This window comes from Streptomyces sp. HD (genome assembly GCF_028369295.1).
GTDB lineage: Bacteria > Actinomycetota > Actinomycetes > Streptomycetales > Streptomycetaceae > Streptomyces.
This window is the reverse complement of record NZ_JAQMYP010000026.1, coordinates 41,355-66,449: the sequence shown is the minus strand read 5'-3', so window position 1 is coordinate 66,449 and position 25,095 is coordinate 41,355. Positions and strand designations below refer to the sequence as shown.

The following is a 25,095-nucleotide window of genomic DNA, read 5'->3' as shown; positions in this document are numbered from 1 at the left end:
GATTTATGGGGACCGGCGGTTTTACGTCGGCGAGCTGGTGGTTTGTGGCGAGTGGCCGCCCCGAGGGCGGAGCGGGCCCGCGGACCCCGTAGTCTCGTCCCTTGTGAGTACGCGCGTGGGACAGGCACTTCGGCACAGTGGTGATGTCGTGTGCGCCGTGCGCGGGCTGACCAAGACCTATCCGGCCGTACGAGGACGCCGCGGGGTGCCGGCCACGCCCGAGGTGCGGGCCACCGACGACGTACGGCTGGACATCCGGCGCGGCGAGATCTTCGGGCTGCTCGGGCCGAACGGCGCCGGCAAGACCACCCTCGTACGGCAGCTCACCGGGCTGATGCGGCCCGACGCCGGGAGCGTCGAGATCCTCGGGCACGACATCGTGCGCCACCCGGAGCGGGCCGCGCGCATCCTCGCCTACCTCGGGCAGGAGTCGACCGCCCTCGACGAGCTGACCGTGTCCCTCGCCGCCGAGACGACCGGGCGGCTGCGCGGCCTGGACGTACGGCAGGCACGCGGCGAGCGGGACGCCGTACTCGACGAGCTGGGGCTCACGCCGCTCGCGGGGCGGCCGCTGAAGAAGCTGTCCGGCGGGCAGCGGCGGCTGGCCTGCTTCGCCGCCGCACTGGTCGGGGAGCGGCCGCTGCTCGTGCTGGACGAGCCGACCACCGCGATGGACCCGGTGGCGCGGCGGGCCGTGTGGTCGGCCGTGGACCGGCGACGGGCCGAGCTCGGTACGACCGTGCTGCTCGTCACCCACAACGTCATCGAGGCCGAGACCGTGCTCGACCGGGTCGCCGTGCTCGACCGGGGGCGGGTCATCGCCTGTGACACGCCGTCCGGGCTCAAGGAGCGGGTCGCCGGAGAGGTGCGCGTCGAGCTGCTGTGGCGGGACCGGGCGCCCCTGGAGGTGCCCGAGGTCGCCGCGCTGCAGGACCGGGTCGTGGAATCCGGGCGCCGCTGGACGCTGCGGCTCGCCCCCGAGGAGGCCCGCGCGGTCGTCGCCACCGTCACCGGCGGGGCCGCGTTCGCCGCGCTGGACGACTTCACGCTCGCCACGCCGAGCCTGGAGGACGTGTATCTGTCGCTGGGCGGGGCCGCGCAGCAGGGGCTGGTGAAGGCTTGAGCACGCCGCCCGTCGCAGCCGTATCCGTATCCGTGTCCGTCTCCGTGCGGAACAGGGCCACCTCCCCAGTGATCCCCCGTGTGAAAGGGAGCAGCGCCACGTGAGTGTCGTACCCGCCGAGGTTCTGCCGGGCAGCGCCCTGGCCGCGGACGAGACGGCCGCTCCGGCCGCTGCCGAGCTCGGGCCGCGCGCGCGGCTGTGGCCGTCGCTGTGCGCCGTGTACCGGGCGCAGCTGTCGCGGGCGCGGGTCGCGCGCATTCCGCTGCTGTTCGTGGCGACCTTCCAGTCCGTCGGGATCATGATCCTGATGCGCGGGGTCGTGGACGGCGGGGCCGAGGCGCGGGCCGTGGTGGCCGGGTCGGCGGTGCTCGTGGTCGCCTTCGTCGCGCTGAACCTGCTCGCGCAGTACTTCGGGCAGCTGCGGGCCAGCGGGGGGCTCGACCACTACGCCACCCTGCCCGTGCCGCCCGCGGCCGTGGTGCTGGGGGCCGCCGGGGCGTACGCCTCCTTCACGGTGCCGGGGACCGTGGTGACGGCCATGGTCGGATGTGCGCTGTTCGGGCTTCCGGTGGCGCATCTGTGGGTGCTCGCCGCGGTGATCCCGCTCGCCGGGGCAGCGCTCGCCGGACTGGGCGCCGCGCTCGGGCTGCTCGCGCCGCGGCCCGAACTCGCCACGCTGCTGGGGCAGTTGGGCATGTCCGCGGCGCTGCTGCTGGGCGTGCTGCCGGCCGACCGGATGCCGGAGGCGGTGCGGTTCGCCCGGGATCTGCTGCCGTCGACGTACGGCGTGGAGGCCTTCGCCCGCACCTTCGGGCCGCACCCCGACTGGGCGTTCGTGCTCGGTGACCTCGCCGTGTGCGGGCTGGTCGGTGTCGTCTCGCTGGCCGTCGCCACCTGGGCCTACCGCCGGGCGGCCGTCCGGTGACGCGCGGCACAGGTCGGCCTGGCACGATGGCAGGGTGACCGCTCCGCTGACTCCTCCACCGCCGCCGCGTGAACCGTCCCCGAACGAGGGGTGGCAGCAGCCTGCTGCCGGGCACGCGGCCGCCGTGCCGCATGACGCCATATCCGACACCCCGCCCGGGGCACAGGGCCCGTATGGCCCTCCCGGCCCGTACGGCATATATGGCTCGTACGAACAGGACGGTCCCGGCATGAAGACCGAAGTGCGAGAGGCCGCCGTCGTCGCGCTGGTCGTGGCGCTCAGTGGGGCGCTGCTGGGGGTGCTGTGGTGGTGGCTGGCGCCCAGCGTGCCGTTGGTCGGGGACGTCCTCAACGGGAACTGGGTCGTCTACTTCAAGGACACCGAGGGGGAGCAGGCCGTCGGGGTGGACGGAACGTTCACTCTGCTCGCGCTCGCGTTCGGGCTGGTGAGCGCGGTCGCCGTGTTTCTCTTCCGGCGGCGTGGGGGCGTGCCGTTGGTGGTGGGGCTGGCTGTCGGGGCGCTGCTCGGGTCGTTGCTGGCGTGGCGCGTCGGGGTGTGGCTCGGGCCGTCGGGGGATGTGATCGCCCACGCGAAGGACGTGGGCAAGGGGGTCGCCTTCTCGGCGCCGCTGAAGCTGGGGGCCAAGGGGGTGTGGCTGGTGTGGCCGCTGGCCGCGCTGGTGGTGCACCTGGGGCTGACGGCGTTGTTCGGGCCTCGGGATGTGGATCCGTATCTGGAGCAGCATGCGGAGGGGCAGCCGCCGCATGCTGCTCCGCCGGTCTAGGACCTGTGCGACCGGCGTTACGCCGGGCGCCGTCCGTGGTTCGAGCGGCCCTTCTTGATGCGCCACTTGCGTTTCCGGGTTTTCTTCGACATGCCCCTCGTACTTAACCGAGGACACCGCTCCCGTCGAGAGCTCAGGCGCGCCCGATGGGGGCGAGGGTCGCGTCGGTGAGCTTGGTGAGGGAGCCGGGGGAGAGCTCGACCTCCAGGCCCCGGCGGCCGGCCGAGACGCAGATCGTGGGGTGGGCCGAGGCCGACGCGTCCAGGACCGTGGGGAGCTTCTTGCGCTGGCCCAGCGGGGAGATGCCGCCCCGGACGTAGCCGGTCGTGCGTTCGGCGAGGGCCGGGTCGGCCATGGCCGCGCGCTTGCCGCCGACCGCCGACGCCAGGGCCTTGAGGTCCAGCTGGCCCGCCACCGGGACCACCGCCACCGTGAGGGCTCCGTCGACGTCCGCCACCAGGGTCTTGAAGACCCGGTCCGGTGACACGCCCATCGCCTCCGCGGCCTCCTCGCCGTACGAGGGGTGGGCGGGGTCGTGGTCGTAGGAGTGGACCGTGTACTCGACGCCCGCGGCAGTGAGGGCGACCGTGGCGGGTGTGCCGCCCGCCCGTCGCCCGCCACCAACCCTGTTCGAATGCGCTTCGCGCGCCTCGATTCCGTGCTGCTGGTTCTTCTTCGACTTCTTCGCCATGGTGCCGGTTCCCCAGAGGTCGTACGTCAGTGCCGTGCGCGCGTGCCTCAGTTGAGGCTCGTCGGGCTGCGGGTCAGCTCGGACGCCGGCAGCGAGGGCAGGGTACGGATGATCGAGGTCTCGGCGCGAAGGAGTTTCAGTTCGTCGCGCAGTCGGGACGCCGTGTCGGGGGCCTGGAGCAGACGCTGCTTCGTCGGCGTGTCCAGCATCATCGCGGCCGCCACCAGGTAGGAGACGACCGAGGGCTGGTCGGGCAGCTCCGCCGCCGTCGACAGGGAGCGTTCGCGGGCGCCCGCCAGTCGCTTCTGGTACTGGCGGAAGGCACGGAGCACCCCCTCCGCCAGCGCTCCCGCCTCGTCGCCCGGCTCCTCCGGGAGCTCCTCCAGTTCCGCCGTGAGGTAGGGACCCGACGCGTCCACCGACACCAGCCGTACCCGTGTCGTCCCCGTCGCCAGCACCTCGAAGGTGCCGTCGGCCCGCTCCCGGATGGTCGCCGCGTCGGCCACACAGCCCACCCCGTGGAACGCCTTGACCGGGTCCGTGCCGAAGCCCGCCGTGGGGCCGCGCTCGGGCAGTGCGGTGGGGTCGGGCATGCCGGGGGCGCTCGGGGCGACCTCGTGGCCGTCACGGATCGCCACGACGGCGAAACGGCGTGGTTCCTCCTCAGGGGTCTTGAGGAGCTCGCGCATCATGGCGCGATAGCGCTCCTCGAAGACGTTCAGCGGAAGTACGAGACCCGGGAACAGCACCGAGTTCAGGGGGAAGAGCGGAAGACGGACGGTCACGGCGTCAAAGCCTAGTGGTCGCCGGAGTGGACGCGTCCGGCGTGCCCACTCCGTGGATGAACGGCGCGGGTGTCGCCGGGTGCGGCGGCCGCCCTCGCCCTGACCTCGTCACGCACCTCCAGGAACCGGCCCAGCGGGTCCTCGGAGAACCGGCTCCACGGGAAGGACGTGGCGTACGGGCCGATCAGCCGCAGCTGCTCCAGGGCGTCCTCCCAGCGACCCAGGCGTACCAGGACGTACGTCAACTTGTTGCGCATCCCGGCCGGCCACAGGTCGGCCGCCGGGAACCGGGCGGACAGCGCGACGGCCCGGTCGGCCGCAGCGTCCAGCCGCTCGGGCGGCACACCCGGACCGCAGCCGTCGGTCAGGTAGGCGAAGGCGGCCCGGGTCGGCAGGGCCTGCACCAGGGAGTCGCCCGGGGCGTCCTGGGCTGCACGGTCGGCGAAGTCGAAGCACTCCCGGTGGGAGCCGTGCCAGGCCGAGGCCAGATAGCGCAGGGCCGCCACATGGCAGCCGTAGTGGCGCGGGGCGCGGCGCAGCGCCGCCTCCCACAGCTCCCCGAAGTAAGCGTGCCCGGCGCGGGAGCCGCGCGCGTGGTCCAGGGCGATCCGCCACGGCACCGGGTCGCGGTCGTCGGCGCGGGCGGCGGCCGTGATCAGCGGGCTCACCCCGCGCAGCAGCTCGGCCCGGGCCGGTGACTGCCAGGCGTGGTCCACCGCGAGCTGGGCCTTGACCAGCAGCGCGTCAGGGTCGTGCGGGGCGGCCGCGCACCAGGCCTGCAGCCACTCGGGCCGGGAGCGTGCGAAGGCGGCCAGGCGCAGCACGTACCCGTCGCGGTACTCCCACCGCGTCCGCAGCCGGGTGGCGGCCAGCAGTTCGGCGGCCGGCTCGTACGTGCCCCGCCCGGCCGCGACCAGCGCGGGTCCGAGGTGGTCGTCGGGTGCGTCGAGGAGCACCTCGGCGTCGGTGGGGAGTCCGACGGCGGGGTGTTCTACGTTCCTTGTCGTCCGGGACGCACGGCCGAACGGCAGCAGCAGAGCCATGGTGTCGACCATTGAAAGTCCGCTGGTCGCGCCCGCGCCAGAGGGAACGGGCAACCTGCGGAAAGTTGTACGCGGATGGGTCAAGAACAGGTAAAGGCCAACGGTTCAACAATTGTCGGGCAATACACATGTTCTACTCAGGAACCTCACTGACCTCACCAAACCCATACACATCAGCTCCGCCGCAGCAGCCGCGTGGCCCCCGCCGCCACCGTCGTCGCCAGGATCCAGCCCAGCAGGATCATCGCCGCGGCCAGCCACTGCCAGGCGCCGCTCAGCTGCCAGAACCCGACCTGGCCCAGGTCGATGACCGGCAGCAGCAGGTCGAGGGCGAACAGGGCCGGGTTCCAGGTCGGATGCTCGCCGCCCTTCAGCGGGGGATGCTCGGCGTGCGCGAAGGCCACCGAACTCGCCGCCCACAGCACCGCCATCCATACGGCGGCCCGGCCGGGCCGGTAACCGTAGGCGACCGTCCAGTCCTGCACGTACCCCCACAGCTTGGCCGCGGGCGGCAGTGTCTCGCGGCGGCGCCGCTGCTTGGCGAGCAGCACCTCGCGCGCGTCCTCGTCCTCGCCGCCCGCCCGCAGCACGGAGGCCAGCAGCTCGTACGGCTCCGGGTTGTACTCGGCGGTCGCGGCGGCCACCCACTCCAGCCGCCGCTCCAGCGGGAACGGGCCGCGCGGCACGAGGTTCTCGTAGGTGAAGCCGCCCATGTGCAGCAGACCCGGGCCCGGCCAGGCGTCCGCCCGGTCCATCAGGTTGACCACCCGGGCCCCCGACAGCACCACCCTGCCCCGCTCCGGCCGCTCCCCCAGGAAGCGCAGCTCGGGCGTCTGGACGCGGCGCAGCGACAGCTCCTGGTCGTCGGTGAAGGTGAACCGGGCCCGCTCCAGGTCGACCGCGTCCCCGAACCGCCCGTCGTCCAGCCGCACCCCGCCCTGGCACGCGAACCGCTGGATACGCGTCCCGCGCGCGGGCGTACGGCCGCTCAGCAGCGGACTGCCGACGCCCGCCGGGGTCAGATACAGGGTGCGCCCGACGGTCAGCTGCGGCGCGTTCAGAGCGAGCCGCGTGTACGGGTTGACCAGCCGGGCGCCCCGCAGGCTCAGCGACACGCCGATCACGGCACCGCGCAGACTGAGCTCGCCGTGCGACTCCAGCATCTCGGCCTGGAGGTCCTGGCCGACCCCGATGCCGTCCGCGGCGATCGAGCGGCCGCTGCGGTCGCGGTGGACGATCGCCTGGTTGAGCAGCAGATCCGTGCCGATGTGGGCGTCGGTGAGCCGTACGCCGTTGTGGAACCGGCAGCGCGGCAGATGCAGATCGCCCTCGGTGTGCACCCGGGCCGCCTCCAGCCGCGGCACCGCGCAGTCCACCAGGCGCAGGGTCGTGAAGCGGGCCTCCGGCAGCCGGACCTCCCGGTCGAAGCGACAGCCGCGCAGTTCGACGTACGGCACCACCGTGCCGCCCGCGAGGTCCATCGTGCCGCTGATCCGTATGCCGACCAGTTTCAGCGAGGACACCCGGCCCGCGAGGGCGGGCGGCCCGTCCAGCAGCAGCCAGCAGATGATCCGTGCGCGTACCGTCCGCTCCTCGCCCCAGGGGTGCCCGCCGTGTGGATCGTCGACGACCGTGTCGCCGCTGCTCAGGTCGTACACGCTGCCATTGCGGAAGGCCTGCCACATGCCGAGCTCGGCGGGGCTCAGGTCGTCCGGGAGATCGTCCGGCAGGTCTCCGTCACGGAGGCCGGCACCTTCGGTCACGTTGCTTCCATCCCCCTCATCTACTCGTGGGTTCGTACAACTGTTCATGCCCGCTGAGTGACGCCCCGAACGCCAGACGTGAACGCGACCTTCCAGGTTCCCGACGGACTCGTGTTCCACCCAGTGATACGCGCGCACGACGCCGGAGCCGGGTCTGAGAGAATTGAGCCCGTGCTGCGATATTCCTTCTTGGCCCGAATCGATCTGCGCGGCGACGCCCTTCCCGAGGGCCCCGCCCTGCGCGACCTGCTGCCCCGAGCCGACTTCGACGTGCAGGCCGCCCTGGAGAAGGTGCGTCCGATCTGCGAGGCCGTGCATCATCGGGGCGACGCGGCGCTGATCGACTTCGCCGAGAAGTTCGACGGGGTCAGGCTCGACCAGGTGCGGGTGCCCGCCGAGGCGATCGAGAAGGCCCTCGCCGAACTCGACCCGGCCGTGCGCGCGGCCCTGGAGGAGTCCATCCGCCGCGCCCGTCTCGTCCACCGCGAGCAGCGCCGTACGACGCACACCACGCAGGTCGTGCCCGGCGGTACCGTCACCGAGAAGTGGGTGCCGGTGGACCGCGTCGGGCTGTACGCGCCCGGCGGCCGGTCGGTCTACCCGTCCTCCGTGGTCATGAACGTCGTCCCGGCCCAGGAGGCCGGCGTCGCGTCCATCGCGCTCGCCTCCCCGGCACAGGCCGAGTTCGGCGGCCTGCCGCACCCGACGATCCTCGCCGCGTGCGCGCTGCTCGGCGTCGACGAGGTGTACGCCGCCGGTGGCGCCACCGCCGTCGCGATGTTCGCGTACGGCACCGAGTCCTGCCCGCCCGCCAACATGGTCACCGGCCCCGGCAACATCTGGGTCGCCGCCGCCAAGCGCTACTTCACCGGCAAGATCGGCATCGACGCCGAGGCGGGCCCGACCGAGATCGCGGTCCTGGCCGACGCCACGGCCGACCCGGTGCACGTCGCGTCCGACCTGATCAGCCAGGCCGAGCACGACCCACTGGCCGCAGCCGTCCTGGTCACCGACTCCGTGGAGCTCGCCGACGCGGTGGAGAAGGAGCTGGAGACGCAGGTCGCGGCCACCAAGCACATCGACGACCGGATCGTGCCCGCACTCAAGGGCAGGCAGTCCGCGATCGTCCTGGTCGACGGTGTCGAGGAGGGGCTGCGGGTGGTCGACGCGTACGGCGCCGAGCACCTGGAGATCCAGACGGCCGACGCGGCCGCCGTGGCCGACCGGGTGCGCAACGCCGGCGCGATCTTCATCGGGCCCTGGGCGCCGGTCTCGCTCGGCGACTACGCCGCCGGGTCCAACCACGTGCTGCCCACCGGCGGCTGCGCCTGCCACTCCTCGGGCCTGTCCGTCCAGTCCTTCCTGCGCGGCATCCACATCGTCGACTACACGAAGGACGCGCTGGCCGAGGTCGCGCATCATGTGGTGACGCTGGCGGAGGCGGAGGACCTGCCGGCGCACGGCGCGGCGGTCAAGGCGAGGTTTGTCGGAGACGAACAAGTGTCGCGCGGCTGGAAGGTACCCGAGAACAAGTGACCGGCATTGACGATCTCCCCGTACGGGACGAGCTGCGCGGCAAGTCCCCCTACGGCGCGCCCCAGCTGGACGTCCCCGTACGGCTGAACACCAACGAGAACCCCTACCCGCTGCCCGAGCCGCTGGTCGAGCGGATCGCCGAGCGCGTCCGCGAGGCCGCCCGCAACCTCAACCGCTACCCGGACCGGGACGCGGTGGAGCTGCGCACCCAGCTCGCGAAGTACCTCACCGACACCTCCGGGTACGAGGTGGGCCTGGCCAACGTCTGGGCGGCCAACGGCTCCAACGAGGTCATCCAGCAGCTGCTGCAGACCTTCGGCGGACCGGGCCGTACGGCGATCGGCTTCGAGCCGTCGTACTCGATGCACGGGCTCATCTCGCGCGGCACCGGCACCGGCTGGATCTCGGGCCCGCGCAATGACGACTTCACGATCGACCTCGCGGCCGCCGAGAAGGCGATCGCCGAGAACCGGCCGGACGTCGTCTTCATCACCACGCCCAACAACCCCACGGGCACCGCGGTCCCGCCCGAGACCGTCCTCGCGCTGTACGAGGCCGCGCAGGCCGCCAAGCCGTCGATGGTCGTGGTGGACGAGGCGTACATCGAGTTCAGCCACGGCGACTCACTGCTGCCGTTGCTCGAAGGCCGGCCGAATCTCGTCGTCTCCCGGACGATGTCGAAGGCCTTCGGCGCCGCCGGCCTGCGCCTCGGATATCTCGCCGCGCACCCGGCGGTGGTGGACGCCGTCCAGCTCGTACGGCTGCCGTACCACCTGTCGGCCGTCACCCAGGCGACCGCCCTGGCCGCCCTGGAACACACCGACACGCTGCTCAAGTACGTCGAGCAGCTGAAGTCGGAGCGGGACCGGCTGGTGAGCGAGCTGCTCGCCATCGGCTACGAGGTCACCGCGTCGGACGCCAACTTCGTGCAGTTCGGCCGGTTCGACGACGCGCACACCGTCTGGCAGCAGATCCTCGACCGGGGCGTCCTGGTCCGGGACAACGGCGTGCCCGGCTGGCTGCGGGTGACCGCCGGAACCCCCGAAGAGAACGACGCGTTCCTCGACGCGGTACGTGAACTGAAGAAGGAGCAGAGCGCATGAACCGCGTAGGCCGCATAGAGCGGGTGACGAAGGAGACCTCGGTCCTCGTTGAGATCGACCTCGACGGGTCCGGCAAGGTCGATGTGTCGACAGGCGTCGGCTTCTACGACCACATGCTCGACCAGCTCGGCCGGCACGGTCTGTTCGACCTGACCGTGAAGACCGAGGGCGACCTGCACATCGACTCGCACCACACCATCGAGGACACCGCCCTCGCGCTGGGCGCCGCCTTCAAGCAGGCCCTCGGCGACAAGGTGGGGATTTATCGATTCGGCAACTGCACGGTCCCGCTGGACGAGTCCCTCGCCCAGGTCACCGTCGACCTGTCCGGCCGCCCCTACCTCGTGCACACCGAGCCCGAGAAGATGGCGCCGATGATCGGCGAGTACGACACCACGATGACCCGCCACATCCTGGAGTCCTTCGTCGCCCAGGCCCAGATCGCGCTGCACGTGCACGTGCCGTACGGACGCAACGCGCACCACATCGTGGAGTGCCAGTTCAAGGCGCTCGCCCGGGCCCTGCGCTACGCCTCCGAGCGCGACCCGCGCGCGGCGGGCATCCTTCCCTCGACGAAGGGCGCGCTGTAACCCATGAACGGGCTGTCCACCATCCTGATCGTCGTCGGCCTCTTCCTGGTCGGCGGCATCATCTCCTTCACCAAGCAGCAGATGCCGAAGAGCCTCATCGTGCTGCTGTCGATAGGCGCCGCGATGTGTCTCGTGGCGGGCGTCATGAGGCTGGAGGTGTGGAGTTGAGCGCTCCTTCGACGAACGCGAAGAAGGTCGTCGTCTTCGACTACGGCTTCGGCAACGTCCGCTCCGCCGAGCGTGCCCTCGCGCGCGCGGGAGCCGATGTCGAGATCACCCGTGACTTCGACAGGGCCATGAACGCCGACGGGCTGCTGGTGCCTGGTGTCGGCGCCTTCGCGGCCTGCATGAAGGGGCTCACCGAGGCCCGCGGCGACTGGATCATCGACCGCCGGCTGTCCGGCGGGCGTCCCGTGATGGGCATCTGCGTCGGTATGCAGATCCTGTTCGCGCGCGGTATCGAGCACGGTGTCGAGACCGCGGGCCTCGGCGAGTGGCCGGGCTCGGTGGAGCCGTTGCAGGCCGACATCGTGCCCCACATGGGCTGGAACACCGTGGACGCGCCGCCCGCCTCCGAGCTGTTCGCCGGCCTGGACGCGGACGCGCGCTTCTACTTCGTGCACTCCTACGCCGTCCACGACTGGACCCTGGAGACGGAGAACCCGCTGATGACCGCTCCCAAGGTCACCTGGTCGACGCACGGCAAGCCCTTCGTGGCCGCCGTGGAGAACGGCGCCCTGTGGGCCACCCAGTTCCACCCCGAGAAGTCCGGCGACGCCGGAGCGCAGCTGCTCACCAACTGGATCGGAACCCTGTAGAGACATGGCCAAGCTCGAACTCCTCCCCGCCGTCGACGTCCGTGACGGCCAGGCCGTCCGCCTCGTGCACGGCGAGTCCGGCACCGAGACCTCCTACGGCTCCCCGCTGGAGGCCGCCCTGGCCTGGCAGCGCTCCGGCGCGGAGTGGCTGCACCTGGTCGACCTGGACGCCGCGTTCGGCACCGGCGACAACCGTGAGCTGATCGCCGAGGTCGCGAAGGCGATGGACATCAAGGTCGAGCTGTCCGGCGGCATCCGCGACGACGCCTCGCTGGCCGCCGCGCTCGCCACCGGCTGCACCCGCGTGAACCTCGGCACGGCCGCCCTGGAGACCCCCGAGTGGGTCGCCAAGGTCATCTCCGAGCACGGCGACAAGATCGCGGTGGGCCTGGACGTACGGGGCACCACGCTCCGCGGCCGGGGCTGGACCCGCGACGGCGGCGACCTCTACGAGACGCTGGAGCGCCTCAACAACGAGGGCTGCGCCCGCTACGTCGTCACCGACATCGCCAAGGACGGCACCCTCCAGGGCCCGAACCTGGAGCTGCTGCGCAACGTCTGCGCGGCGACCGACCGCCCGGTCGTGGCCTCCGGCGGCGTCTCGTCCCTGGACGACCTGCGGGCCATCGCCGAGCTGGTGCCGCTCGGTGTCGAGGGCTCCATCGTCGGGAAGGCCCTGTACGCGAAGGCGTTCACCCTGGAAGAGGCCCTGGAGGTTGTCTCGTCATGACGTCCGATGCCGTACGGCGTGTGCAGAGCGGAAGTCCCTGGGAGGAGTCCTTCGGTTTCGCACGCGCCGTGGCGGTGGGTGACCGTGTCCTGGTGGGCGGCACGACCTCCTTCAAGGGGGATGTGCTGTACGGCGAGGGCGACCCGTACGAGCAGGCCAGGGTCGCCTTCACCAGTGCGGTCGAAGCGATCGGCGAGTTCGGGCTCGGCGTCGAGTCCGTGATCCGTACCAGGATGTATCTGACCCATGCGCGGGACGTGGACGCCGTGGGCCGGGCCCACAAGGAGCTCTTCGACACGGTGCGCCCGGTCGCGACGTTGCTCGTCGTGGAGGGCTTCGTGGACTCGCGCATCCTGGTCGAAGTAGAGCTAGAGGCATACAGAGGAGCCGTGGATTCATGACCCTGGCGGTCCGAGTCATCCCCTGCCTGGACGTGGACAACGGCCGGGTCGTCAAGGGCGTCAACTTCCAGAACCTGCGCGACGCCGGCGACCCCGTCGAGATGGCCAAGGTGTACGACGCCGAGGGCGCCGACGAGCTGACGTTCCTGGACATCACCGCCTCGTCGGGCAACCGCGAGACGACGTACGACGTGGTGCGTCGCACCGCCGAGCAGGTGTTCATCCCGCTCACGGTCGGCGGCGGCGTCCGCACGGCCGAGGACGTGGACAAGCTGCTGCGCGCGGGCGCGGACAAGGTGGGCGTCAACACCGCCGCGATCGCGCGTCCCGACCTGATCCGTGAGATCGCCGAGCGGTTCGGACGGCAGGTGCTGGTCCTGTCGGTCGACGCGCGCCGCACCGACTCCGGCTCCTTCGAGGTCACCACCCACGGCGGCCGCAAGGGCACCGGCATCGACGCCGTCGAGTGGGCGCACCGGGCCGCCGAGCTGGGCGCGGGCGAGATCCTGCTCAACTCGATGGACGCGGACGGCACGAAGGACGGCTACGACATCGAGATGATCGAGGCCGTACGCAAGCATGTGACGGTCCCGGTCATCGCCTCCGGAGGCGCCGGCAAGCTCGCCGACTTCGGCCCGGCCATCGAGGCGGGGGCGGACGCGGTGCTGGCGGCGTCCGTGTTCCACTTCGGCGACCTGCGGATCGGCGAGGTGAAGGAAACCCTGAGGGCAGCAGGGCACGCCGTGCGGTGACGCCGTCCCGAGCCCCGGCCACCCGGTGGCCGGGGCTTTCTCATGCCGAGATGCGAAAGAAAAGTTGCGCAAAATCTGTTGTGCAATTTTTCTTTCGTATCTAACGTGAGGGCATGACGGAGAGGAAGAGAGACCGCCGGATCAAGGACGTGGGCACGCTCAAGGCCCTCGCGCACCCGCTGCGGATGCAGCTGTACCGGGCCCTGACCATCGCCCGCACGGCGACCGCCTCACAGCTCGCCGAACAGGTCGACGAAGCCGTCTCCCTGGTCAGCTACCACCTGCGCAAGCTCGCCGAGCACGCACTGGTGGAAGAGGCCGAGCCGCAGAGCGCCGACGGGCGGGAGCGCTGGTGGCAGCCTGCCTCCGACGGGGTGTCCATCCATGACGAGGACTTCCGGGACGCTCCGGAGAAGGCCGCCGCGCACACCGCGGCCAGCCGCCTCTTCTTCGAGCAGCGCGCCGACATGTACCGGCGCTTCCTCGACGAACGCGCCCACTGGAGCGCTGCCTGGAACACGGCCTCCGACTCCTCCGAGTGGCTGCTCAGGCTCACCTCGGACGAACTGAGCGAGCTGTCCAAGGAGTTGTACGCCGTGTGCCGCAAGTACGAGGAACTCGGCCGGGCAGCCGACGCCGCGGGCGACACCGACGGCCGCGAGAGCGTCGCCGTGCACACCTACGGCTTCCCGTTCCGGACCTGAGAGGACCGAGGTGACCACCGACGTGACCACCACACTCGCGTCCCCGGTGCTGGATGACAGACCGGCCCACCGCGACCCCAACGTCCTGCGCTGGCTCGGCGGTTTCACCGCGTCCGCCGTCGGCGACAACGTCTACTACATCGCCCTGTCCTGGACCGCCGTCCAGTCCGGCACCGCCGCCCAGGCCGGCCTCGTGACGGCCGTCAGTGCTGTGCCGCGCGCCCTGCTGATGCTCGGCGGGGGAGTGGTCGCCGACCGGTACGGGCCGCGACGTGTGGTCGTCGGCAGTACGGCGGTGCGCTCCGCCCTGGTGCTCAGCGCGGCAGTGCTGCTGCTGGTGACCAGCCCCGGTCTCTGGGCGCTGGGTGCGGTGGCCGCCGTCTTCGGGGTCGTCGACGCCGTCTTCATACCCGCGGCCGGCGCCCTTCCCGCACGAATCACCGGCCGGAGCCAGCTCACCCGCGTACAGGGCATGCGAGGGCTCGCGACCCGGCTTGCCAACGTCCTGGGCGGACCACTCGGCGGCCTGGGCGTCGCCCTCGGCGGCACGGCGGGCGCGTTCGGGCTCGCCGCCCTGCTCATCGGGGTGTCCCTGCCGGTGCTGCTGGCCGTACGCGTCGGCGAACTGCCCCCGGACGAGCGGAAGGCGCGGGGTGCCGTGTCGGCCGAGCTGCGCGACGGGCTCCGCCACATCCGGCGGGACCGGGTGCTCCGCCCGCTGATCGTCGTCATCGCCCTCGGCGACCTGGGCTTCGTCGGTCCCATGAACATCGGGCTGACCCTGCTCTCCGAGGAACGCGGCTGGGGTTCGGCCGGCATGGGCTGGGTGCTCGCCGGGTTCGGCGCCGGCGCCGGGTCCGCCGCACTGCTGCTCACCTGGCGCGGACGGGTGCCCCGCGCCGGGTACGTGATGGCGGTGACGAACGCCGCCAGTGCCGTGGCGATCGCCGGACTCGCACAGGCGCCGTCCGTCCTCGCCGCAGCCGGAGTGGCCCTGTGCGTCGGGATGCTGGCCGGACTGGCCGGAGCCCTGGGCACCGCCCTGGTGCAGGCTGCGGCCGGCCCCGCCTACGTCGGCCGTGTCACCTCCGCCGCCACCCTGGTCAGCTACGGCGTCGCCCCGCTCACCTTCCCCCTGGTCGGCTGGGCGAGCGGGCACTGGGGCACCGGCCCGGTCTTCACGGCCTGCGCCGGGGTGTGCGCCCTGAGCGGCGCCGTAGCCCTGTGCGCCGGACCGCTCCGCCGCGCGGAACTGCCCGCGTGAGCCCTCCGAGCCTGTGAACAAACCCCCGTCCGCGCCGCGATGCCCGGCGCGCAATCCCCGAGTGGGGCCGCGCCCTCGCTGAGGGCGGCGTCGGCGCCTTGCGATCGCACGCCATGACGCCGCAGCCCCCGCCCTCCGAGTTTCGGGTGGACGACGGAGGTTTCTCCACCGGCTTTCAGATGCCCAGCTGCTTCGTCTCGTGCAGCCTGGCGATCGCGTCCTTGTCGCCGTCCAGCTCGACCTTGGCGGCGCTCTGCCGGCCGTAGGCGAACAGGAGCAGCTCCGACGGCTCGCCGGTCACCGTGACGACCGGTGTGCCGCGGTGGGCGACCGCCGTCTGGCCGTTGGGGCGGCGCAGCACCAGGCCGGTGGGGGCGCTGCGGCCGACCAGCCGGGCGGAGCGCTCCAGACGGGACCACAGGGCGTCCTGGAAGACCGGGTCGAGCTCGCGCGGCGTCCAGTCCGGCTGGGCGCGGCGGACGTCCTCGGTGTGGACGTAGAACTCGATCGTGTTCGACGCCTCGTCGATCTGCTTGAGCTGGAAGGGCGAGAAACGCGGCGGCCCGGTGCGGATGAGCTGGATCAGCTCCTCGTACGGCTTGGCCGCGAACTCCTCCATCGCCTTGTCCAGACGCGGCGCGAGCTGCTTGATCAGCAGACCGGCGGCGGCGTCGGGACGGCGCTCGCGCACCACCACGTGCGCGGCGAGATCACGGGTCTGCCAGCCCTCGCAGAGGGTCGGGGCGTCGGGGCCCTCGGCCTCCAGGAGGTCGGCCAGGAGAAGTCGTTCACGCTGGGCGAAGGTCGACATGGAGTCAGCCTACGACCACGTATCGAGTCCGCCCAGTGGACATGGGGCCGTCACTGTCAGTGGCAGGCGGCACAATGGCAGGCATGACCACCAGCACGCCCCGTCAGCCCAGCCGACTGGACCCCGAGATCGCCGCGCGCCTCAAGCGCAGCGCGGACGGACTCCTGCCCGCCATCGCCCAGCAGTACGACACCGGTGAGGTGCTGATGCTCGGCTGGATGGACGACGAGGCGCTGCATCGCACGCTCACCACCGGCCGCTGCACCTACTGGTCGCGCAGCCGCCGGGAGTACTGGGTCAAGGGCGACACCTCCGGCCACTTCCAGTGGGTCAGGTCGGTCGCCCTGGACTGCGACGCCGACACCGTCCTGGTCAAGGTCGACCAGGTCGGCGCCGCCTGCCACACGGGCGCCCGCACCTGCTTCGACGAGGACGTACTGCTCAAGGACGGCGCCGATTCCGGCGTACCGGCCTCGGATCAGTAGGGTCAGCCGCCATGGACCTTGAGACCTTCCGCAAGCTCGCCACCGACCGGCGCGTCATCCCGGTCACCCGCAAGCTCCTCGCCGACGGCGACACCCCGGTCGCCCTCTACCGCAAGCTCGCCGCCGAGCGCCCCGGCACCTTCCTGCTGGAGTCCGCGGAGAACGGCCGCACTGCATTTCAATGGTCTCGATACTCCTTCGTGGGCGTCCGCTCCGCCGCGACCCTCACCGAGCGCGACGGACAGGCCCACTGGCTCGGCACCCCGCCCGTCGGCGTCCCCGCCGAGGGCGACCCGCTGGCCGCCCTGCGTGCCACCATCGAGGCCCTGCACACCCCGCGCGACCTCGCCCACGACCTGGGCCTGCCGCCCTTCACCGGCGGCATGGTCGGCTACCTCGGCTACGACATCGTGCGCCGCCTGGAGAAGATCGGCCCCGGCGAGCGGGACGACAGTAATCCGACAAGCGTGCCCGAGCTGACCATGCTGCTCACCAGTGACCTCGCCGTCATGGACCACTGGGAGGGCTCCGTCCTGCTGATCGCCAACGCGATCAACCACAACGACCTCGACACCGGTGTCGACGAGGCGTACGCCGACGCCGTCGCCCGCCTCGACGCCATGGAGGCCGACCTCTCCCGCGCGGTCGCCCAGCCCCCGGCCGTCCTCCCGCCCTCGGAGCTGCCCGAGTACTCCGCGCTGTGGGGCGGCGAGGACTTCCAGGAGGCCGTCGAGGACATCAAGGAGCGCATCCGGGCCGGCGAGGCCTTCCAGGTGGTCCCCTCCCAGCGCTTCGAAACGCCGTGCACGGCAAGCGCGTTGGACGTCTACCGGGTACTGCGGGCGACCAATCCCTCCCCGTACATGTACCTGTTCCGCTTCGACGGCTTCGACGTGGTCGGCTCCTCGCCGGAAGCCCTGGTGAAGGTCGAGGACGGGCGGGCGATGGTCCACCCCATCGCCGGCACCCGCTGGCGCGGGGCCACCCCGCAGGAGGACCAGGCCCTCGCCGACGAGCTGCTCGCCGACCCCAAGGAGCGCGCCGAGCACCTCATGCTGGTCGACCTGGGCCGCAACGACCTGGGGCGGGTCTGCGAGCCCGGCTCGGTCGAGGTGGTCGACTTCATGTCCATCGAGCGGTACTCGCACGTGATGCACATCGTCTCGACGGTGACCGGCCGGGTCGCGCCGGGCCGTACCGCCTTCGACGTCCTCACCGCCTGCTTCCCGGCCGGCACCCTCTCCGGCGCCCCCAAGCCCCGGGCGATGCAGATCATCGACGAACTGGAGCCGTCCAGGCGGGGGCTGTACGGCGGCTGCGTCGGCTACCTCGACTTCGCCGGCGACTCCGACACCGCCATCGCCATCCGCACGGCACTGCTGCGGGAGGGCACGGCCTACGTCCAGGCCGGCGCGGGCATCGTCGCCGACTCGGACCCGGTCGCCGAGGACACCGAGTGCCGGAACAAGGCGGCGGCGGTCCTGCGGGCGGTGCACACGGCGAACCGGCTCGGCTGAACCGGCGTCCCGCCCGGCCCGGCGGCCGGTCATGAACCCGGGTGGCCGTCTCACATGAACCCCGGGTGACTGATCGTTCGGGGTTCGGGTGATAGTGGACTACGTGACTGCTGTACCTCACCCCCGTTCCGAAGCCCCCGGTTCCGCCCGGGCCGGCCGTATGAGTCTTGCCGTCGCCCTGCTGTGCGGGGCGCTCGGCTCGGCTGTCGCGCTGCTCGCCACCCGGCAGCGCTGGTCCGAGGGCACCGCGACGGTGGCCGGCGGAGCCTTCCCCCTGACCGCCAAGGGCAGTGACGTCACCGGCGTCCCCGCGGCCCTGGCCATAGTGGGGCTCGCCGCGCTCGTCGCCGTCTTCGCCGTCCGCCGGGCCGGCCGCTTCATGGTCGCCGGCCTGCTCGCGCTCTCCGGCGCCGGTACCGTCGCGGCGGCCCTGCTCGGCGTCTCCGACAGCGCGGCGCTCGACGAGAAGGCCGCGCAGGCCTCCGGCGACACATCGGCCACCGTCCAGGCCCTCACCCACACCGCCTGGCCGTACGTAGCGGCCGTAGGAGGTGTCCTGATCCTGCTCGCCGGGCTGCTCGCCCTGCGCTACGGCCGTCTGTGGCCCGCCATGTCCGGCCGCTACGAGCGCGGCGGCACACCCCGCGCGCGCCGCAAGGCCCCGACCACCGACCCCGACCGGCCCGAGGAACTCTGGAAGGCCCTGGACCGGGGGGAGGACCCGACCGGCGCGTAGCGCTCCGCGGGCGGGACGTGACTTGTCCGCGGGCCGGTGGGGCTGGTCGCGCCACCGCGGCGGAGCCGCATATCGATACGGCCCCGCGCCCTTCAGGGCGTTGACCCGCTCGGCGTCGAATCGCTCGGGCTACCCCCGATCACCACTCCCGCACGCGTGCGGGACAATGACAGCGAGCGACCGGCTCACCCACGTACAACACGTACACAGCAACGAGGAGCAAGCAATGGCGGGCAGCAGCCACGGTCACACCCCGGCCGCCTGGACCGGTGTCACGATCGCCTTCATCGGTTTCTGCGTGGCGGGCGCCTTCATGGTGATGGACCAGCCCGCGGGCTTCTGGGCCGGCCTGGCCGTCGTGGCCCTCGGCGGCATCGTCGGCTGGGTCATGAGCGCGATGGGCATGGGACAGCCGAAGGACGCCCACAAGGCGCTGCTCATGACGCAGGAGCGCGAGACGGCGCCCGTCAAGGGCTGAGACCCGTACGGCGTCACGACTTCGCTGAGGGGCGACCCGGTGCCGACGAGGTGCCAGGGGGCGCCCCTCACGTGTGTGCGGGGCACAATGCATGACGTGAACGCCGACAGCCACAGGGTGAGCGACAGCGGTCCGGCGACGCGGTCCGGCGCGGGCGCCGCGCTGGGGCGGCTGGCCGTCCCCGCGGGGGTGCTCGCGGCCGTCGTCGGCGCCTTCGCGTACGTCGGCGCCGTGGACCCGAACGAACCCGGCCACTACCCCGCCTGCCCGCTCCTGCAGTACACCGGCATCTACTGCCCGGGCTGCGGCGGCCTGCGCAGCGCGCACGCCGTCGTCCACGGGGACTTCGCGGCGGCGCTGCAGGACAACGCGCTCGCTGTCGTCGGCTACCTGGTCTTCGCCGTGGTGTGGACCGTATGGGTGGTCCGGACGGCGCGCGGACGGCCGCTCAGGATCGATCTCCCGACGGCCCGGCTGTGGGCCGCGGGGGCGCTGCTGCTGGCCTTCACCGTTGTCCGGAACCTGCCGTTCGGCGGCTGGCTGCATCCTTGATCAACCAGCGAATGTCCAGGTGGGGGCACCTCCCGCCCGAGCCATGCGAAGCTGGTTCGAGGGTGGGGGAGGAACCCGCGTCAACCGGATGCGAGCCCTACGCCGTCCTACGGATACCATCACAGTGACCATAGGTTTCGTACCGCTTTCATAGTCAACCGTCTGGAAGGGGGCCGCTCGCGTGAGTGTGCTCGACGAGATCATCGACGGAGTCCGTGCCGACCTCGCGGAGCGGCAGGCGCGCGTCAGCCTCGACGAGCTCAAGGAGCGCGCGGCGAAGGCTCCCGCGGCCAAGGACGGTGTGGCCGCCCTCCGCGGCGACGGCGTCAAGGTCATCTGCGAGGTCAAGCGCTCCAGCCCCTCCAAGGGCGCGCTGGCCGCGATCGCCGACCCGGCCGGGCTCGCCGCGGACTACGAGGCGGGCGGCGCGGCCGTCATCTCCGTCCTCACCGAACAGCGCCGCTTCGGCGGCTCGCTGGCCGACCTGGAGGCCGTCCGCGCCCGCGTGGACATCCCGGTCCTGCGCAAGGACTTCATCGTCACCTCGTACCAGCTGTGGGAGGCCCGTGCCTACGGCGCCGACCTCGTCCTGCTGATCGTCGCGGCCCTGGACCAGCCCGCCCTGGAGTCCCTCATCGAGCGCGCGGTGTCCATCGGACTCACCCCGCTCGTCGAGGTCCACGACGAGGACGAGGTCGAGCGTGCCGTGGACGCGGGCGCCAAGGTCATCGGTGTCAACGCCCGCAACCTCAAGACCCTTGAGGTCGACCGCGGCACCTTCGAGCGCGTCGCCCCCGAGATCCCCGACAGCATCGTCAAGATCGCCGAGTCCGGCGTCCGCGGCCCCCACGACCTCATCGCCTACGCCAACGCCGGCGCCGACGCGGTCCTGGTGGGCGAGTCCCTGGTCACCGGCAAGGACCCCAAGTCCGCGGTCGCCGACCTGGTGGCAGCGGGCGAGCACCCGGCACTCCGGCACGGCCGCAGCTGATCACCCGGTAGGCTGACCCCGATGACTCTCACCGTGACGACCCTGGACCGGCACGCCCGCCTCGCGCGCGGCTGCCGTCCCCGTGGTTGCCGTGCGCCGGCCCGCCGGGTACATGGCCGCCGGGTGCGGTACGTCATCGGTGACGAACCCGGGCAGGTGAACGGCCGGCGATGGCAGCAGGCCTTCAGGGGCGCGGGACTCTGTTTGATTAGCGGCTACCGCCGCGCGGGCGCGACCAGCCACTGACGGCCCGCAGTCGACTGACAACCCCACGCCCCACGGCGATTAGTGCACTCAACACACACTCACCGTGAGGTTTCCGCATGCCCAGCGACTTCTTCATTCCCGACCCCGAGGGTCAAGTCCCCAGCGCCGAGGGCTACTTCGGCGCGTTCGGCGGCAAGTTCATCCCGGAGGCCCTCGTCGCCGCCGTGGACGAGGTGGCCGTCGAGTACGACAAGGCCAAGCACGACCCCGAGTTCGCCCGAGAACTGGACGACCTCCTGGTCAACTACACCGGCCGGCCCAGCTCCCTCACCGAAGTCCCGCGCTTCGCCGAACACGCCGGTGGCGCCCGCGTGTTCCTCAAGCGCGAGGACCTCAACCACACCGGCTCGCACAAGATCAACAACGTGCTCGGCCAGGCCCTGCTCACCAAGCGCATGGGCAAGACCCGGGTGATCGCCGAGACCGGCGCCGGCCAGCACGGCGTCGCGACGGCGACGGCCTGCGCGCTGTTCGGCCTGGAATGCACGATCTACATGGGTGAGATCGACACCCAGCGCCAGGCCCTCAACGTGGCCCGGATGCGCATGCTCGGCGCCGAGGTCATCGCCGTGAAGTCGGGCAGCCGCACCCTCAAGGACGCCATCAACGAGGCGTTCCGCGACTGGGTCGCCAACGTCGACCACACCCACTACCTGTTCGGTACGGTCGCCGGCCCGCACCCCTTCCCCGCCATGGTCCGCGACTTCCACCGCGTGATCGGCGTCGAGGCCCGCCGCCAGCTCCTGGAGCGCGCCGGACGCCTCCCCGACGCCGCCGTCGCCTGCGTCGGCGGCGGCTCCAACGCCATCGGCCTCTTCCACGCCTTCATCCCCGACACGGATGTACGCCTCATCGGCTGCGAGCCCGCCGGGCACGGCGTCGAGACGGGCGAGCACGCGGCCACGCTGACCGCCGGCGAGCCCGGCATCCTGCACGGCTCCCGTTCCTACGTCCTCCAGGACGAGGAGGGCCAGATCACCGAGCCGTACTCGATCTCGGCCGGTCTGGACTACCCCGGCATCGGCCCGGAGCACTCCTACCTCAAGGACAGCGGTCGCGGCGAGTACCGCGCGGTCACCGACGACGCGGCGATGCAGGCCCTGCGTCTGCTGTCGCGCACCGAGGGCATCATCCCGGCGATCGAGAGCGCCCACGCGCTCGCCGGAGCCCTGGAGGTCGGCCGGGAGCTGGGCAAGGACGGCCTGATCGTCGTCAACCTGTCCGGCCGCGGTGACAAGGACATGGACACGGCCGCGCGGTACTTCGGCCTGTACGACACCGAGGCCGATGCCGAGGTCGCCGCCGACGCCAATGGCGGTGCCGCCGAGATCCAGGGGGACGCCAAGTGAGCGGGAACATTCAGCTGCTGTCCGACACTCTCGCCGGCGCCAAGGCCGAGGGGCGTTCCGCCCTCATCGCCTACCTCCCGGCCGGGTTCCCGACCGTGGACGGCGGCATCGAGGCGATCAAGGCCGCGCTCGACGGCGGCGCGGACGTCGTGGAGGTCGGGCTGCCGCACAGCGACCCGGTCCTCGACGGCCCGGTCATCCAGACCGCCGACGACATCGCCCTGCGCGGCGGCGTCAAGATCGCGGACGTCATGCGCACGGTCAAGGAGGCCCACGAGGCCACCGGCAAGCCGATCCTCGTCATGACGTACTGGAACCCCATCGACCGCTACGGCGTCGAGCGCTTCACCGCCGAGCTGGCCGAGGCGGGCGGCGCGGGCTGCATCCTGCCCGACCTGCCCGTCCAGGAGTCGGCGCTGTGGAGGGAGCACGCCGAGAAGCACGGGCTCGCGACGGTGTTCGTCGTGGCGCCGAGCAGCAAGGACGAGCGGCTCGGAAAGATCACCGCGGCCGGCAGCGGCTTCGTGTACGCCGCCTCGCTCATGGGCGTCACCGGAACCCGCGCGTCCGTGGGTGCGCAGGCCCAGAACCTGGTCGAGCGCACCCGGGCCACCGGCACCGAGCTGCCCGTCTGCGTCGGCCTCGGCGTCTCCAACGCCGAGCAGGCCGCCGAGGTGGCCGGCTTCGCCGACGGCGTGATCGTCGGCTCGGCCTTCGTCAAGCGGATGCTGGACGCGCCGGACGACGCGGCCGGTGTCGAGGCCGTGCGCAGTCTCGCCGGAGAGCTGGCGAAGGGCGTGCGCGGACAGGCGTAGCCGAGTTTCTCGCAAGCTCCGTACATCGTCCGGGGAATCGTCGGAAGAAGGGCCTTCCGTACGAGTCGCTCGAACGGGTGGACCTGTGGCCGGGGAGGCGCGCTGCGCCTCCCCGGTTCGTTTCTGCGGGTGTGAGCGAAAAGAATCGTGAGGGTAAGCGGACCGCCCGGGAGCGGCTGGCGGTCGAGCGTGAGAAGCAGAAGGCCGCCGACAAGCGGCGCCGTGCGCTGATCGTCGGCGCGAGCGTCGTCTGCGTCCTGGGACTCGCGGCCGTGGTCGGGGTCGTCGCGGCGAACGCCGGCAAGGACACCGGTGACTCGGCCGGGCCCGTCGTGGGGCCCTCGGGGGCACAGGGCAAGGACGGCCTCGCGATCCCGGTGGGCGAGGAGAGCGCAAAGTCGACGCTCACGGTCTGGGAGGACTTCCGCTGCCCGGCCTGCAAGTCCTTCGAGGACGCGTACCGGTCGACGATCCATGAGCTGACGGACGCCGGCAAGCTCCGGGTCGAGTACCACCTGGCGACGATCATCGACGGCAACATGGGCGGCACCGGCTCGCGCAACGCCGCCAACGCCGCGGCCTGCGCCCAGGACACCGGGCAGTTCGTGCCCTACCACGACGTGCTGTACCGCAACCAGCCGCCGGAGGTCGACGACGCCTTCGCCAAGAACAGCAAGCTCTTCGAACTCGCGGGCAAGGTCAAGGGACTGGACACGCCCGCCTTCCGCAAGTGCGTCGAGGACGGCACCCACAACAGCTGGGTCGAGAAGTCCAACGACGCCTTCAAGAAGGGCGGCTTCAGCGGAACGCCGACGGTGCTGCTGAACGGCAAGAACATCTACCAGGACCAGACGATGACGCCGGCCAAGCTCAAGCAGATGGTGGAGGAGAACGCCAAGGGATGAGCTCCTCGGGCGGGCCCCGCTCGGGGTGCTGCCTGTTATGGAGCCGTTGCCGGGCCGCCTGACATCGGTGCCGCCCGGCAAGGTAGCGTCGACCTTGCCATGGAACTTGCCTACATTCCCAGCCCGTCGCGCGGGGTGATCCACCTCGGCCCCATTCCGCTGCGCGGCTACGCCTTCTGCATCATCATCGGTGTCTTCGTAGCCGTCTGGCTCGGCAACAAACGCTGGATCGCCCGGGGCGGTCGGACCGGCACGGTGGCCGACATCGCGGTCTGGGCCGTGCCGTTCGGCCTGATCGGCGGCCGGCTCTACCACGTGATCACGGACTACCAGCTGTACTTCAGCGATGGCCGTGACTGGGTGGACGCCTTCAAGATCTGGGAGGGCGGCCTCGGTATCTGGGGCGCGATCGCCCTCGGCGCCGTGGGTGCGTGGATCGGCTGCCGCCGTCGTGGCATCCCGCTGCCCGCGTACGCCGACGCCATCGCGCCCGGCATCGCCCTCGCGCAGGCGATCGGACGCTGGGGCAACTGGTTCAACCAGGAGCTGTACGGGCGGCGGACCGATCTTCCGTGGGCCCTGGAGATCACGTCCTCGTCGGACGGACGGGTGCCGGGCACGTACCAACCGACGTTCCTCTACGAGTCCCTGTGGTGCATCGGTGTCGCCCTGCTGGTGATCTGGGCCGACCGCCGCTTCAGGATGGGGCACGGACGGGCGTTCGCGCTGTACGTCGCCGCGTACTGCGTGGGCCGGTTCTGGATCGAGTACATGCGGGTGGACGACGCCCACCACATCCTCGGTCTGCGCCTGAACGACTGGACCGCGTTGATCGTGTTCCTGCTCGCGGTGGCGTACATCGTGATCTCGGCGAAGAAGCGGCCGGGCCGGGAAGCCGTTGTCGAGCCGGGTGCCGTGGAAGTCGGCGATGACACGGCCTCCGACGATGACAAGACCTCCGGTGACGAGAAGACGCGCGGTGCCGAGAAGTCCCTCGGCGACGACAAGGCTTCCGGCACCAAGGCCGAGACCGCGGCCGACGGTGACGCCGATGCCGACGTGACCGACGACGCCAAGGACGACGCGAAGGACGAGGCCGAGTCGGCGACGAAGAAGTCGTAAGGCTTGGTCCCACGACGATGAGGGCGCCCGGAGTCTTCCGGGCGCCCTCATCGTG

General features: G+C 71.5%; 29 protein-coding genes. 24 read left to right on the top strand and 5 right to left on the bottom strand.

All coding sequences use genetic code 11. The annotated features are described in order from the left end of the window. Positions 1-148: 148 nt before the first annotated feature. The 3 genes from POF73_RS24820 to POF73_RS24810 all read left to right on the top strand — a co-directional run bounded on the left by POF73_RS24820 (position 149) and on the right by POF73_RS24810 (position 2,832). Positions 149-1,123 carry an ABC transporter ATP-binding protein gene (locus tag POF73_RS24820; RefSeq protein ID WP_272119358.1) on the top strand — a complete coding sequence of 325 codons (975 nt, stop codon included), beginning with the start codon at positions 149-151 and terminating at the stop codon, positions 1,121-1,123. A 100-nt stretch (positions 1,124-1,223) separates the two neighbouring features. Further along, on the top strand, positions 1,224-2,048 hold the full coding sequence (locus tag POF73_RS24815; RefSeq protein WP_272119235.1) for an ABC transporter permease: 825 nt from the start codon (positions 1,224-1,226) through the stop codon (positions 2,046-2,048). 34 nt (positions 2,049-2,082) lie between these two features. After that, entirely contained in the window at positions 2,083-2,832 is a 750-nt protein-coding gene (locus tag POF73_RS24810; RefSeq protein WP_272119234.1) for an AAA family ATPase, read from the top strand. A 133-nt stretch (positions 2,833-2,965) separates the two neighbouring features. Here the strand turns inward: POF73_RS24810 and ybaK are convergent, their stop codons facing one another. The 4 genes from ybaK to POF73_RS24790 all read right to left on the bottom strand — a co-directional run bounded on the left by ybaK (position 2,966) and on the right by POF73_RS24790 (position 7,114). After that, entirely contained in the window at positions 2,966-3,523 is a 558-nt protein-coding gene (ybaK, locus tag POF73_RS24805) for a Cys-tRNA(Pro) deacylase (RefSeq protein ID WP_272119231.1), read from the bottom strand. Between the two features lie 47 nt (positions 3,524-3,570). Then, positions 3,571-4,308 (bottom strand): LON peptidase substrate-binding domain-containing protein, encoded by a 738-nt coding sequence (locus POF73_RS24800; protein WP_272119229.1) that lies wholly within the window; start codon positions 4,306-4,308, stop codon positions 3,571-3,573. Between the two features lie 11 nt (positions 4,309-4,319). Continuing rightward, on the bottom strand, positions 4,320-5,363 hold the full coding sequence (locus tag POF73_RS24795; protein ID WP_272119227.1) for a hypothetical protein: 1,044 nt from the start codon (positions 5,361-5,363) through the stop codon (positions 4,320-4,322). Between the two features lie 161 nt (positions 5,364-5,524). Then, positions 5,525-7,114: an oxidoreductase gene (locus tag POF73_RS24790; protein WP_272119225.1), complete on the bottom strand. Its 1,590-nt coding sequence runs from the start codon at positions 7,112-7,114 to the stop codon at positions 5,525-5,527. 171 nt (positions 7,115-7,285) lie between these two features. On the opposite strand from POF73_RS24790, the gene hisD reads away from it, so the two are divergent. The 10 genes from hisD (at position 7,286) to POF73_RS24740 (ending at position 15,012) form a co-directional block, all read left to right on the top strand. Further along, entirely contained in the window at positions 7,286-8,650 is a 1,365-nt protein-coding gene (hisD, locus tag POF73_RS24785; RefSeq protein WP_272119222.1) for a histidinol dehydrogenase, read from the top strand. Continuing rightward, a complete protein-coding gene (locus POF73_RS24780; RefSeq protein WP_272119221.1) occupies positions 8,647-9,753 on the top strand; it encodes a histidinol-phosphate transaminase in 1,107 nt (368 codons plus the stop codon). Before hisD ends, POF73_RS24780 begins: the two co-directional genes overlap by 4 nt. Continuing rightward, positions 9,750-10,343 carry an imidazoleglycerol-phosphate dehydratase HisB gene (gene hisB, locus POF73_RS24775; protein ID WP_030951295.1) on the top strand — a complete coding sequence of 198 codons (594 nt, stop codon included), beginning with the start codon at positions 9,750-9,752 and terminating at the stop codon, positions 10,341-10,343. Before POF73_RS24780 ends, hisB begins: the two co-directional genes overlap by 4 nt. Before the next feature lie 3 nt (positions 10,344-10,346). Further along, the gene (locus POF73_RS24770) at positions 10,347-10,511 is read left to right on the top strand and encodes a hypothetical protein (protein ID WP_272119215.1); all 165 of its coding nucleotides are present in this window, start codon (positions 10,347-10,349) and stop codon (positions 10,509-10,511) included. Further along, the gene (gene hisH, locus POF73_RS24765) at positions 10,508-11,161 is read left to right on the top strand and encodes an imidazole glycerol phosphate synthase subunit HisH (RefSeq protein WP_272119212.1); all 654 of its coding nucleotides are present in this window, start codon (positions 10,508-10,510) and stop codon (positions 11,159-11,161) included. Before POF73_RS24770 ends, hisH begins: the two co-directional genes overlap by 4 nt. 4 nt (positions 11,162-11,165) lie before the next feature. Further along, a complete protein-coding gene (priA, locus tag POF73_RS24760; RefSeq protein WP_272119210.1) occupies positions 11,166-11,891 on the top strand; it encodes a bifunctional 1-(5-phosphoribosyl)-5-((5-phosphoribosylamino)methylideneamino)imidazole-4-carboxamide isomerase/phosphoribosylanthranilate isomerase PriA in 726 nt (241 codons plus the stop codon). Continuing rightward, complete coding sequence (locus tag POF73_RS24755) at positions 11,888-12,292, top strand: RidA family protein (RefSeq protein WP_272119207.1); 405 nt, start codon at positions 11,888-11,890, stop codon at positions 12,290-12,292. The genes priA and POF73_RS24755 overlap by 4 nt, the downstream gene beginning before the upstream one ends. Beyond that, positions 12,289-13,044 (top strand): imidazole glycerol phosphate synthase subunit HisF, encoded by a 756-nt coding sequence (gene hisF, locus POF73_RS24750; protein WP_272119205.1) that lies wholly within the window; start codon positions 12,289-12,291, stop codon positions 13,042-13,044. Before POF73_RS24755 ends, hisF begins: the two co-directional genes overlap by 4 nt. A 113-nt stretch (positions 13,045-13,157) precedes the next feature. Next, positions 13,158-13,748 carry an ArsR/SmtB family transcription factor gene (locus POF73_RS24745; RefSeq protein WP_272119203.1) on the top strand — a complete coding sequence of 197 codons (591 nt, stop codon included), beginning with the start codon at positions 13,158-13,160 and terminating at the stop codon, positions 13,746-13,748. A 22-nt stretch (positions 13,749-13,770) separates the two neighbouring features. Continuing rightward, positions 13,771-15,012 (top strand): MFS transporter, encoded by a 1,242-nt coding sequence (locus POF73_RS24740; RefSeq protein ID WP_272119201.1) that lies wholly within the window; start codon positions 13,771-13,773, stop codon positions 15,010-15,012. 175 nt (positions 15,013-15,187) lie between these two features. Here the strand turns inward: POF73_RS24740 and POF73_RS24735 are convergent, their stop codons facing one another. Further along, complete coding sequence (locus tag POF73_RS24735; RefSeq protein WP_272119198.1) at positions 15,188-15,823, bottom strand: TIGR03085 family metal-binding protein; 636 nt, start codon at positions 15,821-15,823, stop codon at positions 15,188-15,190. A gap of 83 nt (positions 15,824-15,906) precedes the next feature. On the opposite strand from POF73_RS24735, the gene hisI reads away from it, so the two are divergent. The 11 genes from hisI (at position 15,907) to lgt (ending at position 25,040) form a co-directional block, all read left to right on the top strand. Beyond that, complete coding sequence (hisI, locus tag POF73_RS24730) at positions 15,907-16,308, top strand: phosphoribosyl-AMP cyclohydrolase (protein WP_443049645.1); 402 nt, start codon at positions 15,907-15,909, stop codon at positions 16,306-16,308. A gap of 11 nt (positions 16,309-16,319) precedes the next feature. Then, entirely contained in the window at positions 16,320-17,825 is a 1,506-nt protein-coding gene (locus POF73_RS24725) for an anthranilate synthase component I (RefSeq protein WP_272119193.1), read from the top strand. A 94-nt stretch (positions 17,826-17,919) separates the two neighbouring features. Then, a complete protein-coding gene (locus POF73_RS24720) occupies positions 17,920-18,561 on the top strand; it encodes a TIGR02234 family membrane protein (RefSeq protein ID WP_272119191.1) in 642 nt (213 codons plus the stop codon). A 226-nt stretch (positions 18,562-18,787) separates the two neighbouring features. Further along, the gene (locus POF73_RS24715) at positions 18,788-19,039 is read left to right on the top strand and encodes an HGxxPAAW family protein (RefSeq protein ID WP_272119189.1); all 252 of its coding nucleotides are present in this window, start codon (positions 18,788-18,790) and stop codon (positions 19,037-19,039) included. An 87-nt stretch (positions 19,040-19,126) separates the two neighbouring features. Beyond that, the gene (locus POF73_RS24710; protein WP_272119188.1) at positions 19,127-19,591 is read left to right on the top strand and encodes a DUF2752 domain-containing protein; all 465 of its coding nucleotides are present in this window, start codon (positions 19,127-19,129) and stop codon (positions 19,589-19,591) included. A 181-nt stretch (positions 19,592-19,772) separates the two neighbouring features. Then, the gene (gene trpC / locus POF73_RS24705) at positions 19,773-20,582 is read left to right on the top strand and encodes an indole-3-glycerol phosphate synthase TrpC (RefSeq protein ID WP_272119186.1); all 810 of its coding nucleotides are present in this window, start codon (positions 19,773-19,775) and stop codon (positions 20,580-20,582) included. A 21-nt stretch (positions 20,583-20,603) separates the two neighbouring features. After that, on the top strand, positions 20,604-20,828 hold the full coding sequence (gene trpM, locus POF73_RS24700; protein WP_272119184.1) for a tryptophan biosynthesis modulator TrpM: 225 nt from the start codon (positions 20,604-20,606) through the stop codon (positions 20,826-20,828). Positions 20,829-20,905: 77 nt separating this feature from the next. After that, positions 20,906-22,198: a tryptophan synthase subunit beta gene (gene trpB / locus POF73_RS24695; protein WP_272119182.1), complete on the top strand. Its 1,293-nt coding sequence runs from the start codon at positions 20,906-20,908 to the stop codon at positions 22,196-22,198. Then, the gene (trpA, locus tag POF73_RS24690) at positions 22,195-23,013 is read left to right on the top strand and encodes a tryptophan synthase subunit alpha (RefSeq protein WP_272119180.1); all 819 of its coding nucleotides are present in this window, start codon (positions 22,195-22,197) and stop codon (positions 23,011-23,013) included. The genes trpB and trpA overlap by 4 nt, the downstream gene beginning before the upstream one ends. A gap of 131 nt (positions 23,014-23,144) precedes the next feature. Further along, on the top strand, positions 23,145-23,918 hold the full coding sequence (locus POF73_RS24685; RefSeq protein ID WP_272119178.1) for a DsbA family protein: 774 nt from the start codon (positions 23,145-23,147) through the stop codon (positions 23,916-23,918). 99 nt (positions 23,919-24,017) lie between these two features. Beyond that, positions 24,018-25,040, top strand: coding sequence for a prolipoprotein diacylglyceryl transferase (lgt, locus tag POF73_RS24680; RefSeq protein WP_272119176.1), 1,023 nt, complete (start codon positions 24,018-24,020; stop codon positions 25,038-25,040). Positions 25,041-25,095 lie beyond the last annotated feature (55 nt).

Coding starts and splice junctions, on each gene's coding strand:
- trpB (WP_272119182.1), top strand. CDS start 20,906: ATGCCCAGCGACTTCTTCATTCCCGACCCCGAGGGTCAAGTCCCCAGC.
- POF73_RS24745 (WP_272119203.1), top strand. CDS start 13,158: ATGACGGAGAGGAAGAGAGACCGCCGGATCAAGGACGTGGGCACGCTC.
- POF73_RS24755 (WP_272119207.1), top strand. CDS start 11,888: ATGACGTCCGATGCCGTACGGCGTGTGCAGAGCGGAAGTCCCTGGGAG.
- POF73_RS24770 (WP_272119215.1), top strand. CDS start 10,347: ATGAACGGGCTGTCCACCATCCTGATCGTCGTCGGCCTCTTCCTGGTC.
- POF73_RS24735 (WP_272119198.1), bottom strand. CDS start 15,823: ATGTCGACCTTCGCCCAGCGTGAACGACTTCTCCTGGCCGACCTCCTG.
- trpM (WP_272119184.1), top strand. CDS start 20,604: ATGACTCTCACCGTGACGACCCTGGACCGGCACGCCCGCCTCGCGCGC.
- hisF (WP_272119205.1), top strand. CDS start 12,289: ATGACCCTGGCGGTCCGAGTCATCCCCTGCCTGGACGTGGACAACGGC.
- lgt (WP_272119176.1), top strand. CDS start 24,018: ATGGAACTTGCCTACATTCCCAGCCCGTCGCGCGGGGTGATCCACCTC.
- hisI (WP_443049645.1), top strand. CDS start 15,907: ATGACCACCAGCACGCCCCGTCAGCCCAGCCGACTGGACCCCGAGATC.
- priA (WP_272119210.1), top strand. CDS start 11,166: ATGGCCAAGCTCGAACTCCTCCCCGCCGTCGACGTCCGTGACGGCCAG.
- hisB (WP_030951295.1), top strand. CDS start 9,750: ATGAACCGCGTAGGCCGCATAGAGCGGGTGACGAAGGAGACCTCGGTC.
- POF73_RS24795 (WP_272119227.1), bottom strand. CDS start 5,363: ATGGTCGACACCATGGCTCTGCTGCTGCCGTTCGGCCGTGCGTCCCGG.
- POF73_RS24725 (WP_272119193.1), top strand. CDS start 16,320: ATGGACCTTGAGACCTTCCGCAAGCTCGCCACCGACCGGCGCGTCATC.
- POF73_RS24710 (WP_272119188.1), top strand. CDS start 19,127: ATGCATGACGTGAACGCCGACAGCCACAGGGTGAGCGACAGCGGTCCG.
- ybaK (WP_272119231.1), bottom strand. CDS start 3,523: ATGGCGAAGAAGTCGAAGAAGAACCAGCAGCACGGAATCGAGGCGCGC.
- POF73_RS24715 (WP_272119189.1), top strand. CDS start 18,788: ATGGCGGGCAGCAGCCACGGTCACACCCCGGCCGCCTGGACCGGTGTC.